General features: G+C 72.2%; 12 protein-coding genes and 1 riboswitch. Of the genes, 7 read left to right on the top strand and 5 right to left on the bottom strand.

Annotation, left to right across the window (positions count from 1 at the left end; genetic code table 11):
• Positions 1 to 1737 carry an ABC transporter substrate-binding protein gene (locus tag BW982_RS00145; protein ID WP_076490107.1) on the bottom strand — a complete coding sequence of 579 codons (1737 nt, stop codon included), beginning with the start codon at positions 1735 to 1737 and terminating at the stop codon, positions 1 to 3.
• A 256-nt stretch (positions 1738 to 1993) separates the two neighbouring features.
• On the opposite strand from BW982_RS00145, the gene BW982_RS00140 reads away from it, so the two are divergent.
• On the top strand, positions 1994 to 2950 hold the full coding sequence (locus BW982_RS00140; RefSeq protein ID WP_076490106.1) for a hypothetical protein: 957 nt from the start codon (positions 1994 to 1996) through the stop codon (positions 2948 to 2950).
• Between the two features lie 216 nt (positions 2951 to 3166).
• Here the strand turns inward: BW982_RS00140 and gcvP are convergent, their stop codons facing one another.
• The 4 genes from gcvP to BW982_RS00120 form a co-directional block, all read right to left on the bottom strand.
• Positions 3167 to 6046: an aminomethyl-transferring glycine dehydrogenase gene (gene gcvP, locus BW982_RS00135; protein WP_076490105.1), complete on the bottom strand. Its 2880-nt coding sequence runs from the start codon at positions 6044 to 6046 to the stop codon at positions 3167 to 3169.
• Positions 6043 to 6417 (bottom strand): glycine cleavage system protein GcvH, encoded by a 375-nt coding sequence (gene gcvH, locus BW982_RS00130; protein ID WP_076490104.1) that lies wholly within the window; start codon positions 6415 to 6417, stop codon positions 6043 to 6045. The genes gcvP and gcvH overlap by 4 nt, the downstream gene beginning before the upstream one ends.
• Positions 6414 to 7559 (bottom strand): glycine cleavage system aminomethyltransferase GcvT, encoded by a 1146-nt coding sequence (gene gcvT, locus BW982_RS00125; protein ID WP_076490103.1) that lies wholly within the window; start codon positions 7557 to 7559, stop codon positions 6414 to 6416. Before gcvT ends, gcvH begins: the two co-directional genes overlap by 4 nt.
• A gap of 157 nt (positions 7560 to 7716) precedes the next feature.
• Positions 7717 to 7811, bottom strand: a riboswitch (glycine riboswitch).
• Positions 7812 to 7878: 67 nt separating this feature from the next.
• A complete protein-coding gene (locus tag BW982_RS00120; protein WP_076490102.1) occupies positions 7879 to 9054 on the bottom strand; it encodes a MarP family serine protease in 1176 nt (391 codons plus the stop codon).
• 98 nt (positions 9055 to 9152) lie between these two features.
• Here BW982_RS00120 and BW982_RS00115 point away from each other — a divergent pair, with 98 nt between their 5' ends.
• Genes BW982_RS00115 through BW982_RS00090 form a run of 6 tightly spaced genes read left to right on the top strand, consistent with a single transcriptional unit; the run spans position 9153 to position 15603 of the window.
• A complete protein-coding gene (locus BW982_RS00115) occupies positions 9153 to 9887 on the top strand; it encodes an NUDIX hydrolase (protein WP_175610996.1) in 735 nt (244 codons plus the stop codon).
• Positions 9888 to 9898: 11 nt separating this feature from the next.
• Positions 9899 to 11230 carry a quinolinate synthase NadA gene (nadA, locus tag BW982_RS00110; protein ID WP_076490101.1) on the top strand — a complete coding sequence of 444 codons (1332 nt, stop codon included), beginning with the start codon at positions 9899 to 9901 and terminating at the stop codon, positions 11228 to 11230.
• Positions 11227 to 12732, top strand: coding sequence for an L-aspartate oxidase (gene nadB, locus BW982_RS00105; RefSeq protein ID WP_076490100.1), 1506 nt, complete (start codon positions 11227 to 11229; stop codon positions 12730 to 12732). The genes nadA and nadB overlap by 4 nt, the downstream gene beginning before the upstream one ends.
• Positions 12726 to 13583: a carboxylating nicotinate-nucleotide diphosphorylase gene (gene nadC, locus BW982_RS00100; RefSeq protein WP_076490099.1), complete on the top strand. Its 858-nt coding sequence runs from the start codon at positions 12726 to 12728 to the stop codon at positions 13581 to 13583. The genes nadB and nadC overlap by 7 nt, the downstream gene beginning before the upstream one ends.
• The gene (locus BW982_RS00095; protein ID WP_083696459.1) at positions 13580 to 14710 is read left to right on the top strand and encodes a cysteine desulfurase family protein; all 1131 of its coding nucleotides are present in this window, start codon (positions 13580 to 13582) and stop codon (positions 14708 to 14710) included. The genes nadC and BW982_RS00095 overlap by 4 nt, the downstream gene beginning before the upstream one ends.
• A complete protein-coding gene (locus BW982_RS00090) occupies positions 14707 to 15603 on the top strand; it encodes a glycosyltransferase family 2 protein (protein WP_076490098.1) in 897 nt (298 codons plus the stop codon). Before BW982_RS00095 ends, BW982_RS00090 begins: the two co-directional genes overlap by 4 nt.
• The last annotated feature ends 49 nt before the right edge of the window (positions 15604 to 15652 follow it).

Below are 15652 nucleotides of genomic sequence, written 5' to 3'. Positions count from 1 at the left end.
TCAGGGAGCCGGCGGCGTCCAGGTCCAGAACGACGGTGGGATGCCGTTCGGTTCCGACGTGTAGGTGACTCCCCCGACGCCCTTCCCGACCGCGACGGCTCCCGTGCGCTCCAGCAGCGGCACTCCGGCGTAGGCGTCGAACAGGGCTCGATCGATCTCCTTCGCGGCGGCGAGCACATCGACGGGATCGGTGTCGCGGGTCATCTTGTCGAAGGTCTTCTCGGCCTCGACGGTCGTGACGCCTTCGGCCAGGCGGTCTCGCGCCGAGCGATAGAGACTCTCGTCTTCGCCGACCCAGGCGAGGGTGGCATCCGGAGTCTCGGTCGTGGACGCTGCGCGTACCGCGATGCCCGCCTCGGCGCCCATCGCGACCATCTGGGAGAACACCGTCGCGGAGACGGGGTCGGATGCGTCGTAGGCGACACGGAGCACGGCCGGCCGGTCGTCCAGCGCCGCGCGTGCCGCTCCGGCGTCGCTCCCCGTCCCCGGGGCGCCGTTTCCCGACGTGAGCTCCCGATACGTCGGCCCCGTCGCCGGCGAGGAGAGGAACGACTGCAGCGGCCGCGCGTCGGGGCGGACCTCTCCCAGCGCCTCCTTCACGATGGCATCCCGGTCCAGCGACAGGCTGATCGCCTCGCGCAGCGTGTCCGGCGTGGCGTCCGCGAACCGGAGCTGGAGCGTCTGCGCCGTCGGACCGGTCGTCACGGTCACGCCGGCGTCGGCGAGGGTCTTGAGCTCGGTCGCCTCCGGGTCGCCGATGTTGGCGACGTCGACCTCGCCGGCGGCGACCGCAGCGACCTGCGCCGCCTGGTCGGGGAAGAACCGGATCGTCACGCCTTCGAGGGCCGGGTAGTGGCCGCCCTGGTAGTCGTCGCGGCGCGCGAGCGAGATGGACGTCGTCGTGGCTTCACCGATCGTCCACGGGCCGGATGCCACGGCGGCAGCCGGATCCAGGGCGCCTCCGGTGGCGTCGAACCCGGTGTTCCACGCGGCGGCGGCGGCGGCCAGTACAGGGTTGGGTGCGACGGGCGCGGACGGATCACCCTCGGGCGTGGTCAGGATCGCCGTCATGAGGTCTCGCACCGTCACTCCGGCCTTCGCCGCGACGACGTGCACCGGCCGGTCGAGCAGCCACTGGCGGTTCCAGTCGGCGAACGGCTCGTCGTAGGTGAGGGTGAGGGTGTCGGCGGCGCGGTCCAGGGTGGGACGTGACGTCCGGGCGTTGGGGTCGGGCGGACTCGCCGTCTCGAAGTAGCGCGTACCGGAGACCACCGCACCGGCCTCGTCGTAGGTCGCATCATCGAAGTAGTGCGACGAGACGGCCCACCCGAACATGAGGTCGTCGAGGGTGATCGGTGTGCCGTCCGACCAGACGCGGTCGGGGAAGAGCTCGTAGCTGACGGTGAGCGGATCGCCTTCGATGCGCGTGATCCGTCCGAGCCCGTCGTTGGGGATGACCTGCAGGTCGCCGTCGAGCGTGCCGAGGTGCTCGTCGATGAGGGCGGCGATCGCGCGGTTGGCGGCCGTGTCACCGTGGGCGGTCTCGGAGTTGAAGCTCGTGGGAGTGCCGACCACGCCGATCGTGAGCGTCGTCCGGGCGGGAGGCTGCTCCTGGGGGGTGGGTTCCGGCGCCGAGCACCCGGCCAGTGCGACCGCGGCGGCCACGCCGAGGATCCCGAACCGGCCGAGGCGGCGTCGCGATGTCATCGAGGTCTGCTGGTACTGCCCGAGGTGCACAGGGGCACCCTACCCAATCGACCCTGAGGGTTCCCCTGGGCCGCGTCCCCGGCCGCCATACGGGTGGGTCGGGTCCCGGGAACCACGAGACTGCACGCGCCTGACATCTCCACTGCAGCCTGCAGTCGAGATGTCACGCGGATGCAGTCTCGGCGACGGGCGCGGGCGGGCGGACCCTTCCTCCACACGCGGACGGAGCGAGCCCGGGCCTGTGGACAGCACCGAAAGGTAGACGTGGATGCCACAGCCTGGGGTCGTGACATCGATACCGAGCGCGACGCCGATCCCGCTTCTGCGGGCGACCGAACTGACCCACTCGACGCGAAGCATCCGCCGAGGCGAGATGGTGCTCGTGCTCCGCGGGGTATACGCGGCGGCGAGCGACTGGCATCCGCTCCCCCGCTGGGAACGTGATCTCGCTCGAGTGCACGCGCACCTCCTCCGGGATCCCGACGCCGTGCTCTGTCTCGAGTCCGCGGCGCTCGTGTGGGGACTTCCGGTGGTGGGGCAGATCGACGCCGTTCACGTGCTCGCGAGCGATACGGCGACATCGCGTCGCGTCAGCGGCGTTCGTGTCCACACGAGCGCCCACTCCGACCGTCTCGTCGAGGAACGGGGCGGCATACTGCTCACTTCACCGACCGACACCTGTGTCGACATCGCGCGCGTTCGTCATCCGGCCGCTGGTCTCGTCACGGCGGATGCAACGATCCGCCGGGGCTCGACCGCCGCTACGACGTTGGTGCCACTCAACGAGGATCGCGCTTCCGCTCGAGGTCGCCGCCAGGCGCGCTGGGCGCTCGCACGCGCCCACGGCGCAGCGGAGTCCGCGTTGGAGTCGGTGAGCCGTGCGGCTGCGGAGTGGTGGGGCTTCCCCGCGCCCGAGTTGCAGCGCTGGATCGGGTCGTCGGACGACGACGGCGACCGCACGGACATGTGGTGGCCGGACATCCGAGTGGCGGGCGAGGCCGACGGGCACCTCAAGTACGACGGCCGATTCGGCAATCCGGGGGCGGCGCTGCGTGCGCGCGAGGAACGGGACCGTCGATTGCGCCGCCACGGCGCGAGAACGGTCCCGCACTGGTCGTGGGCCGACGTCGCCGAGCCGTCGGGTCTCCGCGACATCCTGCTGTCCGCCGGCCTCACGCCGAACTGCGCGCCCGACCTCCATCGGCTGTCGGGACTCGGACGCCTCTTGCGTGCCGAGCGCTGACGCAGCACGATGATCCGCTCCTCCCGACCGCGAGACTGCACTCGCCTGACATCTCTACTGCAGCGTGCAGTGGAGATGTCGGCGGGATGCAGTCTCGCGATCCGGCGCCCTCGCGATCCGGAACCCTCGCGACCGCCGCCGCGCCCGGCCGCCATACCGGTGGGCCGGGTCCCGGGAACCGCCCCGCCGCGCCGGCGGGCCGGGTCCCGGTCCGACCTACGCGAACGCCTCCGGAGGCGGGCAGGAGCACACGAGGTTCCGGTCGCCGTAGGCCTGATCGATCCGGCGCACCGGCGGCCAGTACTTCCCGCGCACCAGCGAGCGCTGCGGGTACACGGCCGTCTCCCGGGGGTAGGCGTGCGACCACTCGTTCGCGACCGCCGCCTCCGCGGTGTGCGGGGCGTTCACGAGCGGGTTGTCGTCGGCGGGCCACTCCCCCGCGGCGACCGCGAGGGCCTCTTTCTTGATCGCGATCATGGCTTCCACGAACCGGTCGAGTTCGGCGAGGTCTTCACTCTCGGTCGGCTCGACCATCAAGGTGCCGGCGACGGGGAACGACATCGTCGGTGCGTGGAACCCGTAGTCGATGAGGCGCTTGGCGACGTCGTCGACGGTGATGCCGGTCTGTTCCTTCAGCGGACGCAGATCGAGGATGCACTCGTGCGCGACGAGACCGCCCTCGCCCGAGTACAGCACCGGATAGTGCGCGCGCAGGCGCGTGGCGATGTAGTTCGCCGAGAGCACGGCCGCCGCGGTCGCCTGTCGCAGCCCCTCCGCGCCCATCATCCGCACGTACGCCCAGGAGATGGGCAGGATGCCGGCCGAGCCGTACGGGGCGGCCGACACGGGCCCGCCGTCGAACACTCCGCCCGCGTGATCCGCCCGCTGCGCGAACGGGTGCGACGGCAGGAAGGGCGCGAGGTGCGCCTTGGCCGCCACCGGCCCCACTCCCGGGCCTCCGCCGCCGTGCGGGATCGCGAACGTCTTGTGGAGGTTCAGGTGCGACACGTCGCCGCCGAGGTCGCCGAACCGGGCGAACCCGAGGAGGGCGTTGAGGTTCGCCCCGTCGACGTAGACCTGGCCGCCGGCGTCGTGCACGGCCTGCGTGATCTCGAGCACGTCGTGCTCGTACACGCCGTGGGTCGACGGGTAGGTGATCATCAGGGCCGCCAGTTCGGCGGCGTGCTGGGCGATCTTCGCCCGCAGATCGTCGAGGTCCACGTTGCCGGCCTCGTCGCACGCGACGACGACGACGCGCATGCCGGCGAGGATCGCGGAGGCGGCGTTCGTCCCGTGCGCGGACGACGGGATGAGGCACACGGTCCGCTCGACGTCACCGTTCGCGTGGTGGTAGCCGCGGATCGCGAGGAGACCCGCGAGTTCGCCCTGCGAGCCGGCGTTCGGCTGCAGCGAGACGGCGTCGTACCCGGTGACCTCGGCGAGCCACCGTTCCAGCTGCTCGATCATCGAGAGGTACCCGTGCACATCGGCCTCGGGCGCGAACGGGTGGACGCGCGAGAACTCCGGCCACGACACCGCCGCCATCTCGGTCGCGGCGTTCAGCTTCATCGTGCACGAGCCGAGCGGGATCATGCCGCGGTCGAGCGCGTAGTCGCGGTCGGCGAGCGTCTTGAGGTACCGCATCATCGCCGTCTCACTGCGGTGCGTGTGGAAGACGGGGTGCGTCAGATAGGCGTCCTCGCGGTGCAGTCGTTCCGGGACGCCGCGGAGAGCCTCCCCCGCGGGCAGTTCCTCGGCGGGAAGCCCGAAGGATGCCACGATCGCGGCGACATCGGCATCCGTCGTGGTCTCGTCGACCGAGACGCCCACGGTGGCGTCGTCGACCCACAGCAGCTGGTAGCCCCGCTCGCGGGCACGGTCCACGACGTCCTGCGCGCGCCCCGGGACGTGCACGCGCACCGTGTCGAAGAACGCGTCCGCCGCGAGGTGCAGGTCGTACGCGATCAGAGCGGATGCCAGGGAGTCGGCGGTCCGCGCGACGCGCGTCGCGATCGCGCGCAGGCCATCCGGCCCGTGGTAGACCGCGTACATCGCGGCCATCACGGCCAGGAGCACCTGCGCGGTGCAGATGTTGGAGGTGGCCTTCTCGCGGCGGATGTGCTGCTCGCGCGTCTGCAGCGACAGGCGGTACGCGGGGTTGCCGGCGGCATCGACCGACACGCCCACCAGACGCCCGGGCAGCTGGCGCTCGAGGCCCGCGCGCACGGCCATGTAGCCCGCATGCGGACCGCCGAAGCCGAGCGGCACACCGAAGCGCTGGGTCGTGCCCACAGCCACGTCGGCGCCGAGGGTGCCCGGCGAGCGCAGGAGCGTGAGGGCCAGCAGATCGGCCGCGGCGACGACGAGACCGCCGTGACGGTGGACGGCGGACGCGACGTCGGAGAAGTCCCACACGCGGCCGGTGGCGCCGGGGTACTGCACGAAGGCGCCGAAGCTCTCGGGGATCTCCCCGTCGTACGACGTCTCGACCAGCTCGATGCCCACGGCGGCGGCACGGTGCGCCAGAAGGGCCTTGGTCTGCGGCAGGGCATCGGCGTCGACGAGGAAGACGTCGGTCTTCGCCTTGGACGCACGGCGGGCGACGAGCATTCCCTCGACGACCGCGGTGGACTCGTCGAGCATCGACGCGTTCGCCGTGGCGAGCCCCGTGAGGTCGGTGACCATGGTCTGGAAGTTGATGAGCGCCTCGAGGCGCCCCTGCGAGATCTCGGGCTGATACGGCGTGTAGGCGGTGTACCACGAGGGGTTCTCCAGCACGTTCCGCTGGATCACCGAGGGCGTGAACGTGTCGTAGTAGCCCAGGCCGATCATCGGGCGCGCCGAGCGGTTCGCCGAGGCGAGTTCCCGCAGTTCGGCCAGCGCCTCGGCCTCGGTGGCGGCGGGCGGAAGCTCGCTCGTCTCGCGGGGTCGGACGTGGATGGATGCCGGAACGGCGGTCTGCACGAGCTGTTCGACGCTGTCGTACCCGACGACCTCGAGCATGTGCGCACGGTCGTGGGCGCCGATGCCGATGTGGCGATCGGTGAACGCGGCGGGGGCCGTGGCATCCGTCCGGGGGGCTGTGGTCAGGCTCATGCGGTGAGGTCCTCGTACGCGGCGCGGTCGAGCAGGTCGCCGGGCAGGTCGCCGTCGAGGCGGATCTTGATGAGCCAGCCGTCTCCGAACGGGTCGGCGTTGACGAGAGAGGGGTCGTCGACGACGGCGTCGTTGACCTCGACGACGGTGCCGTTCAGCGGGGCGTAGAGCTCGCCCACCGACTTGGTCGATTCGATCTCGCCGCACACGTCGCCGGCGGCGACGGCGGCATCGGCGGCGGGGAGCTCGACGAACACCACGTCACCGAGCTTCTCGGCCGCGAAGTCGGTGATGCCGACGGTCGCGACCTCGCCGTCGACGGCGATCCATTCGTGCTCGGAGGTGTAGCGGAGTGCGGTCAGGTCGGTCATGCGTTCCTCCGGTAGAAGGGAAGGGCGGTGACGGTCGCGGGGATGCGTGTACCGCGGACGTCGATGGTCAGGGTGGTGCCGGGTTCGGCCGCGGCCGGGGAGACGTAGGCCATGGCCACCGGGTGGCCGAGGGTGGGGCTGAGGGCCCCGCTGGTGATCTCGCCGACGACGTCGTCGCCGTGGAGGACCGCGTAACCGGCACGGCCGGCACGTTTGCCCTCCGAGACGAGGCCGACGAGCACCGGGGCGTCCGCGGGGGCCGCGGCGAGGCCGTCCTCACCGACGAACGCGGGCTTGTCCGCGGCGACGACACGGCCGAGCCCCGCCTGCGCCGGAACCACGTCGAGCGACAGCTCGTGACCGTAGAGGGGCATCCCGGCCTCGAGCCGGAGGGTGTCGCGGGCGGCGAGGCCGCACGGGATCAGACCCGCCGGGGCCCCGGCCGCCAGGACGGCGTCCCACAGGTCGGCGGCACGATCCACGGGCACGAGCAGTTCGTACCCGTCCTCGCCGGTGTACCCGGTGCGCGCGACGAAGAGCGAGTCCCCGTCGAAGGTCCCCTCGGTGAAGGCGTAGTAGCCGAGTTCGTCCAGCGGCGTGCCCAGAATGGTGACCGCGGGAACGGATTCGAGGATGCCACGGGCGCGGGGCCCCTGCAGGGCGATGAGGGCGACGTGGTCGGTGACGTCCTTCACCGTCGGATATCCGTCCGCGGATGCCGGTGCGGCCGGCCAGGTCTCCCGCGCCCGCGCGAACGCGGCGGCGACCGCGTCGCGGTTGCCCGCGTTCGCGATGACGAGGTAGTACTGCTCGCCCGTGCGGTAGACGATCACGTCGTCGACGATGCCGCCGGATTCCGCGAGCACGAGCGAGTACTTGGCCTTCCCGATCTTCATCGTCGAGACGCGGCCGGCGAGCGCGTAGTCGAGGAACTCCGCAGCGTGACCGTCGTGCACCCAGAACTCGGCCATGTGGGAGATGTCGAACAGGCCGGCGGCCTCGCGGACGGCACGGTGCTCGGCGAGGTCCGAGGTGTACCGCACGGGCATGTTCCAGCCGCCGAAGTCGGTGAACGAGGCCCCGAGGGTCTCGTGTCGATCGTGCAGCGGGGACGAGCGCGGTGGAGCGGGGGTGTCGGTCATGAGTTCTGCCGTTCGCAAGGACGGTCAGGCGCCGGTCGACGCCTGAGAACTCCCCCTCTGTCATGAACCTGAGAGTTTCGCCCGGGCGTCGCGGGGACGCGGGCTTTCACCGTCGGCGGACCCGGCCGGTTGCACCCGGGTCTCTTTCCAGAGTGGCCCGATCGACGCGGTACGCGTACCTGAGAGATTGGCGGGGAGGCTTGCTCCTTCGGTGCCCGGCTGCGTTCGCCGGAGCTCTCCCGCATCGATCATGGGGCCGGTGTGGACTTGTGGGCGCCAGCATATCCGAGGCGACGCGCCTCCACAGCCCGTCGGCGCGTCACCGCGTCGTGCAACTCCCGGATGCCACGGGGGCGGAGAGCGATCCGAGCTGTGCGATCACGGGCGCGAGCTCGGCGGGGGTCATGGCGTAGCCGACGTCGTCGTCGGTCTCGGACCGGGCGAACACGACGCCCGCGACCTCGCCCGCGGGCGTGAGCAGCGGCCCGCCGGAGTTCCCCGGCCGCACCACGGCTCCCAGCGCGTAGATCTCGCGGGGAGCGGACTGGTCGCCGTAGATGTCGGGGACCGGCACCGTGCCCTCGGAGAGCACCGTGGCGTTCCCGGAGGTGAAGGGCCCGCCGTAGGGGTAGCCCTGCACGACGGCCGCCGACCCGACGGAGAGCGCGGGAACGACCGGGAGGGCAGTGGCATCCAGTCCGTCGACGGCGATGACGGCGAGGTCGTCGATGGGGTCGAAGTACACCACGCGCCCTTCCTTCGCCGCCTGCCCCGGGAGCTCGACGAGCGGCGCGTCGACACCGGCGACGACGTGCGCGTTGGTGACGACGCGGTCGTCGGCGACGACGAAGCCCGATCCGCTCGCGGTGATGCCGCACGCGTAGGCGGTGCCGGTGATGCGCGCGACCGACTGCGCGGCCTGCGTGAGGGCCGGGTCGTCGAGGGCCACGGCGGGGGCGCTCGGCACGGAACCGATCTGGATGAGCTCGCCGAGGCGCGGGATGCCGTCGGCGAACACCGTGCCGCGGAGTTCGGCGAGGGCGGCGCGCACCGGATCGGGGGTGAGGCGGTCGATCGTGCGCACGACGTTCGACGAGGCCAGCGCGGCAGAGACGACGGGGACACCGGCGGTGGTGAGGGTGCCGGCGAAGAACGACAGCGCCAGGGCGGCCGCGGCGAGGTTGACGACCCCGCCGAGGATGCGCTCGGGCACGCGCAGCTTGATGCGGTCGACGCCCCGACGCAGGGCGTTGCCCACGGCGGTGCCGAGCGCCGCGCCCAGCAGGAGCAGGAGCACTCCCGCGGCGACGATCGCGGCGCCGCGCCACATCGGGTCGGTCACCCATTGCCCGACGTACGGGATCAGCCAGAACGCCGCGATGCCGCCGAGGGCGAGCCCCGCGAAGAAGCCGATCGTGGCGAGGAATCCGCGCGCGATGCCCACGATGAGCGCGAGCGCGAGAAGCACGATCAACACGATGTCGACGAGCGGCATCCGCACCTCCAGAGTCGAGCGCCAGGGTACGCGGCAGCGCTGGGAGAGTCCCGTTTTGCCCTTCGTGTCACGATGACACTAAGATCGACCGCGGAGATATGGTCACGATGACACGAACCCCCGAGCCCGAGTCCCGCGACGCCGATGTGCGTGTCGCGGTGTCGACGGTGATCTTCAGCGTCCGCCGCGACGCCGACGACGAGCCGGTGCTCTCGCTCCCCCTCGTCCGGCGGACACGCGACCCCTACGACGGCCGGTGGGCACTCCCCGGCGGGTGGCTCGACCCGGCCGAGAGCCTGGACTCCGCGGCATCCCGGACCCTGGAAGAGACGACGGGACTCACACCGAGCTACCTGGAGCAGCTCTACGCTTTCGGGGCCGTGGACCGCTCCCCCACACGAGTCGTGTCGATCGTGTACTGGGCGCTGCTGCGCTCCGACGAGGTCGACGCGCAAGTGGCCGCCCACGCGCGCGAGGGCGACGCCCCCGAGAACGTCGAGTGGTTCGATGCGACCGCGCTGCCCACGCTCGCCTTCGACCACAACCACATCGTCGACTACACGCTGTGGCGCCTGCGCAACAAGGTCGGCTACAGCCGCATCGCGCACGGGCTCCTGCCGGACGAGTTCACCCTCGCCGATCTGCGAGAGGTCACCGAGACGATCATCGGGCGACGGCTCGACCCGGCGAACTTCCGACGGCAGGTCGACACCTCCGACACCCTGATCCCGACCGAGCGCTTCCGCACCGGAAGCCACCGCCCCGCCCGCCTGTACCGCTACAACCGTGACGTGGAGCTCGCCGACCGCGGGCCTCTCACGTCCCGTCACTGATCGGACCGTCCATGAGCACGACACCCCTCACCCTGCAGCCTCGCCCCGAGATCGACCCCTCCGTCGATCACGTCATCCAGGCGATCGTCTCGGGCGCGTCGACCGACGCCACCTGCACCACCGACCTGGCGGTGGGCCCGTGGGACTTCGACACGCGGCCCGGCTACGGCCCCGGCTCGTCGATGGGCGACGTCATCCCCACCGGCGCGCCGCGGCAGGGCGAACTCCCGCGGGAGTACCGCGATGCGTCCGACGACGAGCTCGACGCCCGCATCCGTGCGGCCAAGGCGACGCTCGGCGACCGGGTCGTCGTGCTCGGCCACTTCTACCAGCGCGAAGAGGTCGTGCGGCACGCCGACTACGTCGGCGACTCGTTCCAGCTCGCCAACGCGGCGAAGGACCGCCCCGAGGCCGAGGCGATCGTCTTCTGCGGCGTGCACTTCATGGCCGAGACCGCCGACCTGCTCTCGCGCCCCGAGCAGGCGGTGATCCTGCCGAACCTGGCCGCCGGGTGCTCCATGGCCGACATGGCCGACATCGACCAGGTCGAGGAGTGCTGGGAGCAGCTGGAAGACGTCCTCGGCGACCTGGAGACCCCGGATGCCGAGGGCCTCCTGCCCGTGATCCCCGTCACGTACATGAACTCCAGCGCCGCCATCAAGGGCTTCGTCGGGCGCCACGGCGGGATCGTCTGCACCTCCTCCAACGCCCGCACCGTGCTGGAGTGGGCCTTCGCGCGGGGGCGGCGCGTGCTCTTCTTCCCTGACCAGCACCTCGGCCGCAACACCGCGAAGGCGATGGGCGTGCCGCTGGAGCAGATGCCGATGTGGAACCCGCGCCGTCCGCTCGGCGGCTCCACCGCGGAGCAGCTCGAGGACAGCCGCGTGATCCTCTGGCACGGCTTCTGCTCGGTGCACCGCCGGTTCAGCGTGGACCAGATCGACAAGGCCCGCGCCGAGCACCCCGGCGTCCGCGTGATCGTGCACCCCGAGTGCCCCATGGACGTGGTGGATGCCGCCGACGAGGCCGGGTCCACCGACATCATCCGCAAGGCGATCGCCGCGGCCACGGAACCCACCACTTTCGCGATCGGCACCGAGATCAACCTCGTGCAGCGCCTGGCCGCCCAGTACCCGCAGCACGAGATCTTCTGCCTCGACCCGGTCGTGTGCCCCTGCTCGACGATGTACCGCATCCACCCCGGATACCTCGCCTGGGTGCTCGAGTCGCTCGTCGCCGGCTCCGTGGTCAACCGCATCACGGTGCCCGCCGACGTCGCCGAGCCCGCCACCGTCGCCCTCGAGCGCATGCTCGCGGCCAAGCCGAACGGCGCCGTGAAATGACCGACGTCGTCGTCGTCGGCAGCGGCATCGCCGGTCTCACCGCGGCTCTGCACGCGGCGGAGAAGGGATGCCACGTCACCGTCGTGACCAAGGGGGCCCTGGCCGACACCAACACGCGCTGGGCGCAGGGCGGGGTGGCGGCGGTCACCGCCCCGGACGACACGGTCGACTCGCACATCGCCGACACCCTCACCGCGGGTGGAGGGCTGAACGACCCCGTCGCCGTGCGGACGCTGGTGACCGAGGGCCCCGACCGCATCGCCGAGCTCGTCCGGCGCGGAGTCGCCTTCGACCGCGCCGCGGACGGCGACTTCGCCCGCGGTCTCGAAGCGGCGCACGCCCGCCCGCGGGTGCTGCACGCCGGAGGGGATGCCACGGGTGCGGCGATCCAGGCGGCGCTCGGCTCCGCGGCCCGCGCGAGTGCCGTGGACGTCCGAGAGCACACGCTGCTGCGCGACCTCGTGGTCGAGGGCGGCCGCGTCGTGGGGATCGACGTCGAGACCGACGGCCACCGGCGGCGCCTGCGCGCCGACGCGGTCATCCTGGCGACGGGCGGCGCGGGCCAGCTCTACGCCCACACCACCAACCCCGCCTCGGCGACCGGCGACGGCATCGCCGCGGCCGTGCGCGCGGGGGCGGCCGTCGCCGACCTCGAGTTCGTGCAGTTCCACCCCACGGCCCTCGCCGTCGGCGCGCCGTTCCTCGTCTCCGAGGCGGTGCGCGGCGACGGCGCGACCCTGATCGACGATGCCGGACGTCGATTCGCCTTCGACGCCCACCCCGACGGCGAGCTGGCGCCGCGCGACGTGGTCGCGCGCGCCAACGCCCGGGCCATGGCCCGGCAGGGCGGTCGTCCGGTGCGTCTGGATGCCACGGCCCTCGGGGCCGAGCGCCTCGCGCAGCGGTTCCCGACGATCGACGCCGCCGTCCGCGCCCGCGGCCTCGACTGGTCGCGCGAACCGATCCCGGTCACCCCCGCGGCGCACTACCTCATGGGCGGAGTCGTCACCGATCTCGACGGACGCACCACGGTGCCCGGACTGTACGCGGTCGGTGAGACCGCCCGCACCGGCGTGCACGGCGCGAATCGGCTGGCATCCAACTCGCTCCTCGAGGGCGCCGTCTTCGGTGCCCGTGCTGGAGAAGCCGCGGCCACCGACACCGCGTGGCCGCAGATCGCGGCACCCGCGCCGGTCCCGCTCCCGCTCGTCGCGGCCGCGAAGAACGCCCCGGCGTTCTCCCGCACCGCGCTGCAGGAGCTCATGTGGGAGCACGCCGGACTGGTCCGCGACGAGGCCGGACTCCGACGGGCGGCCGGCGTCCTCGCCGCCTGGGCCGCCGACCCTCGGCCCCGATCCATCGAGGACGCGGGACTGCTGCTCGTGGCGCAGCACGTCGTCGCCGCAGCCCTCGCCCGCACCGACTCGGTCGGCGCCCACTTCCGCTCCGACGAGTCCCCCGCCGTGGCATCCCTTCCCGCTCCGGAGGCCCTCGCATGCTGACCCGTGCCACCATCGACCGCGTCGTCACGGCCGCGCTGGAGGAAGACGCCCCCTGGGGCGATCTCACCAGCGAGACCCTCATCCCCGCTGACGCGACCGCCCGCGCCGAGCTCATCGCCCGGGAGATCGGCGTCTTCAGCGGAGCCGCCGTGTTCCGCGCGGCGTTCACGCTGACCGATCCGACGATCGACGTCGACATCCGTGTCGCGGACGGCGTCGAGTTCGTCCCCGGCGAAGTGCTCGCCGTGGTGACCGGCCCCGCGCGGGCGGTGCTGACCGCGGAACGGATCGGGCTGAACTTCGTCCAGCGCATGTCGGGCATCGCCACCCTCACGAGCCGCTACGTCGCCGCCGTCGCCCACACGGGCGCGCGCATCGTCGACACCCGCAAGACGACGCCGGGGCTCCGCGCGATCGAGCGGCAGGCGGTCCGCGACGGGGGCGGCCACAACCACCGCTTCTCCCTCTCGGATGCCGTCATGGCGAAGGACAACCACCTCGCGGTGCTCGCCGCCAGCGGCCTGCCGCTCACCCAGGCGCTCGAAAGCGCGATCGCGAGGCTCCCGCACACCACGCACGTCGAGGTCGAGGTCGACCGTCTGGATCAGATCGACGCCGTCCTGGCCGCGGGGGTCGACACGATCATGCTCGACAACTTCTCGCTCGACGACCTGCGTGCCGGCGTCGAGAAGATCGCGGGGAGCGTCGTCGTCGAGGCGTCCGGCGGGGTGACCCTCGACACGGTGCGCGCGATCGCCGAGACCGGCGTCGACGTCATCTCCGTCGGGGCGCTCACCCACTCCGCCCCCGCTCTCGACCTCGGCCTCGACATCCGCATCCGCACAGCGTGAACCTGTACCTCGACAACGCCGCGACGACCCCAGTGCGCCCCGAGGTCGTCGAGGCGATGGCGCCGTACCTCACCCGGTGGTTCGGCAACCCGTCGAGCCACCACGAGGTCGGCGAGGCCGCCGCATCCGCCCTCGAGGGCGCCCGCGCGCGCGTGGCGGCGATCCTCGGGATGCGGTCGGGTGACATCGTGTTCACCTCGGGCGGCACCGAGTCGAACAACACCGCGATCAAGGGGCTCGTGCTCGGCTCCGGGAAGAAGCACCTCGTCACGACGGCGATCGAGCACGAGTCGGTGCTCGCCTCGGCCGACTACCTCGCACGTCTGCACGGCGTGGAGGTGACGTATGCGCCCGTCGACGGGACCGGCACGCTCTCGCCCGCCGCCCTCGCCGACGCACTCCGCGACGACACGGCGCTGGTGAGCGTCGGATACGCCAACAACGAGGTCGGGACGGTCCAGGATGCCGCCGCCCTCGCCGCCGTCGCCCACGCCCGGGGGGTTCCGCTGCATCTCGACGCCGTCCAAGCGGCCGGATGGCTGCCCCTCGCGGGGCTCGGCGCGGACGCGATCACCATCGCGGGGCACAAGGTCGGCGCGCCGAAGGGCACCGGCATCCTCGCGGTCCGCGGGCGACTCCCCCTCGAGCCGTTGCTGCACGGGGGCGGTCAGGAGCGCGGCCGGAGATCGGGGACCCCCGACGTCGCCGGCGCTGTGGCCGTCGCGACCGCACTGGCGCTGGCCGAAGCCGAACGGACCGCGGACGCCGCCGCGGCGGCCCGGTATCGCGACGCGTTCATCGCCGGAGTGCTCGCGGGCGTGCCCGGGGCCCGCCTCACCGGCCACCCGGAACGGCGTCTCCCCGCCACGGCCAGCTTCGTGTTCCCCGGCGTGAACGGGGAGACCGTGCTGCTCGAGCTCGAGCGCCGGGGGATCGTGTCGTCGAGCGGCTCGGCGTGTGCCGCGGGCAGCGAAGAGGCGTCGCACGTCCTGCTCGCCCTGGGTGTCGACCCCGACGACGCCCGCACCGCCGTCCGGTTCACCTTCCCGCACCGTATGACGCAGAATCTCGACGCCGTGGCAACCGCCGTCGCCGAGGCGGTGACCGCCGTAGGATCACGCGGGTGAGTTCCCCCGCGATCACCGTGATCGTCCCCGGCCGCGATGTGGCCGCGTTCGCCGGTGAAGCCCTGCGATCGCTGCAGACGCAGACCCTCGACAGCTGGAGAGCCGTCCTCGTCGACGACGGCTCGACCGACGGCACCCGCCGGCTGTTCGCCGACGCGGCCGCGGCCGACCCCCGCTTCGTGCTCGTCGAACACGACGAGCCGCGCGGGCTCGGCGCCGCCCGCAACAGCGGCCTCGACCTCGTCGACACGCCCTACACCGCGTTCCTCGACGCCGACGACATCCTCCGCCCGTACGCGCTCGAGCGGCTCCGGCAGACGCTGGAGACGACGGGCAGCGACTTCGTCCTGGGCGCCTACGTGCGGCTGCGACCGGATGCCGACGGCCCGGGCTACATCGCGGGCGACGTGCAGCCATGGGTGACGGCGGCCACCGACCCCGCCCGCGAGGGAACGACACTCGCGCAGCACCCCGCGGCATCCGGGAACATCGTGGCGTGGTCCAAGCTGAGCCGCACCGACTTCTGGCGCGCCCACGGACTGCGCTTCCCCGAGGGCCGCTACTACGAGGACCAGGTCGTCGCGCAACGCATGTACACGCTCGCGACGGCGTTCGACGTCGTCCCCGACGTCGTGGTCGAGTGGCGGGAGCGCCGCGACCGCAGTTCCATCACGCAGCGCCTGAGCGAAGTCGACGTGCTGCGCGACTACCTGGAGGCGCTCGGCGAGGGCATCGGCGTCCTCCGGGCGGCCGGCGCCGAGGCCGCCGTCGTCGAGCGCGGGCGCCTCATCCGCACCCTCGACCTGCCGCCGCTGATGCGAATCGCTGAAACGCATCCGGACCCGGTGTACCGGATCGCGCTCGAGGCGTTCCTCGAGACGCTGCCGGAGTAGCCGACGTCCGGCACCCCGCGAGTGTCCACGACACGCCGCATCGGGGGCA

Source organism: Microbacterium sp. RURRCA19A (genome assembly GCF_900156455.1).
In the GTDB taxonomy this organism is placed as follows: domain Bacteria; phylum Actinomycetota; class Actinomycetes; order Actinomycetales; family Microbacteriaceae; genus Microbacterium.
Note: the sequence above shows the minus strand (reverse complement) of the source record. Positions and strands in the feature narration are given on the sequence as shown.

Coding starts and splice junctions, on each gene's coding strand:
- gcvP (WP_076490105.1), bottom strand. CDS start 6,046: ATGAGCCTGACCACAGCCCCCCGGACGGATGCCACGGCCCCCGCCGCG.
- gcvH (WP_076490104.1), bottom strand. CDS start 6,417: ATGACCGACCTGACCGCACTCCGCTACACCTCCGAGCACGAATGGATC.
- gcvT (WP_076490103.1), bottom strand. CDS start 7,559: ATGACCGACACCCCCGCTCCACCGCGCTCGTCCCCGCTGCACGATCGA.
- BW982_RS00120 (WP_076490102.1), bottom strand. CDS start 9,054: ATGCCGCTCGTCGACATCGTGTTGATCGTGCTTCTCGCGCTCGCGCTC.
- BW982_RS00115 (WP_175610996.1), top strand. CDS start 9,153: ATGGTCACGATGACACGAACCCCCGAGCCCGAGTCCCGCGACGCCGAT.
- nadA (WP_076490101.1), top strand. CDS start 9,899: ATGAGCACGACACCCCTCACCCTGCAGCCTCGCCCCGAGATCGACCCC.
- nadB (WP_076490100.1), top strand. CDS start 11,227: ATGACCGACGTCGTCGTCGTCGGCAGCGGCATCGCCGGTCTCACCGCG.
- nadC (WP_076490099.1), top strand. CDS start 12,726: ATGCTGACCCGTGCCACCATCGACCGCGTCGTCACGGCCGCGCTGGAG.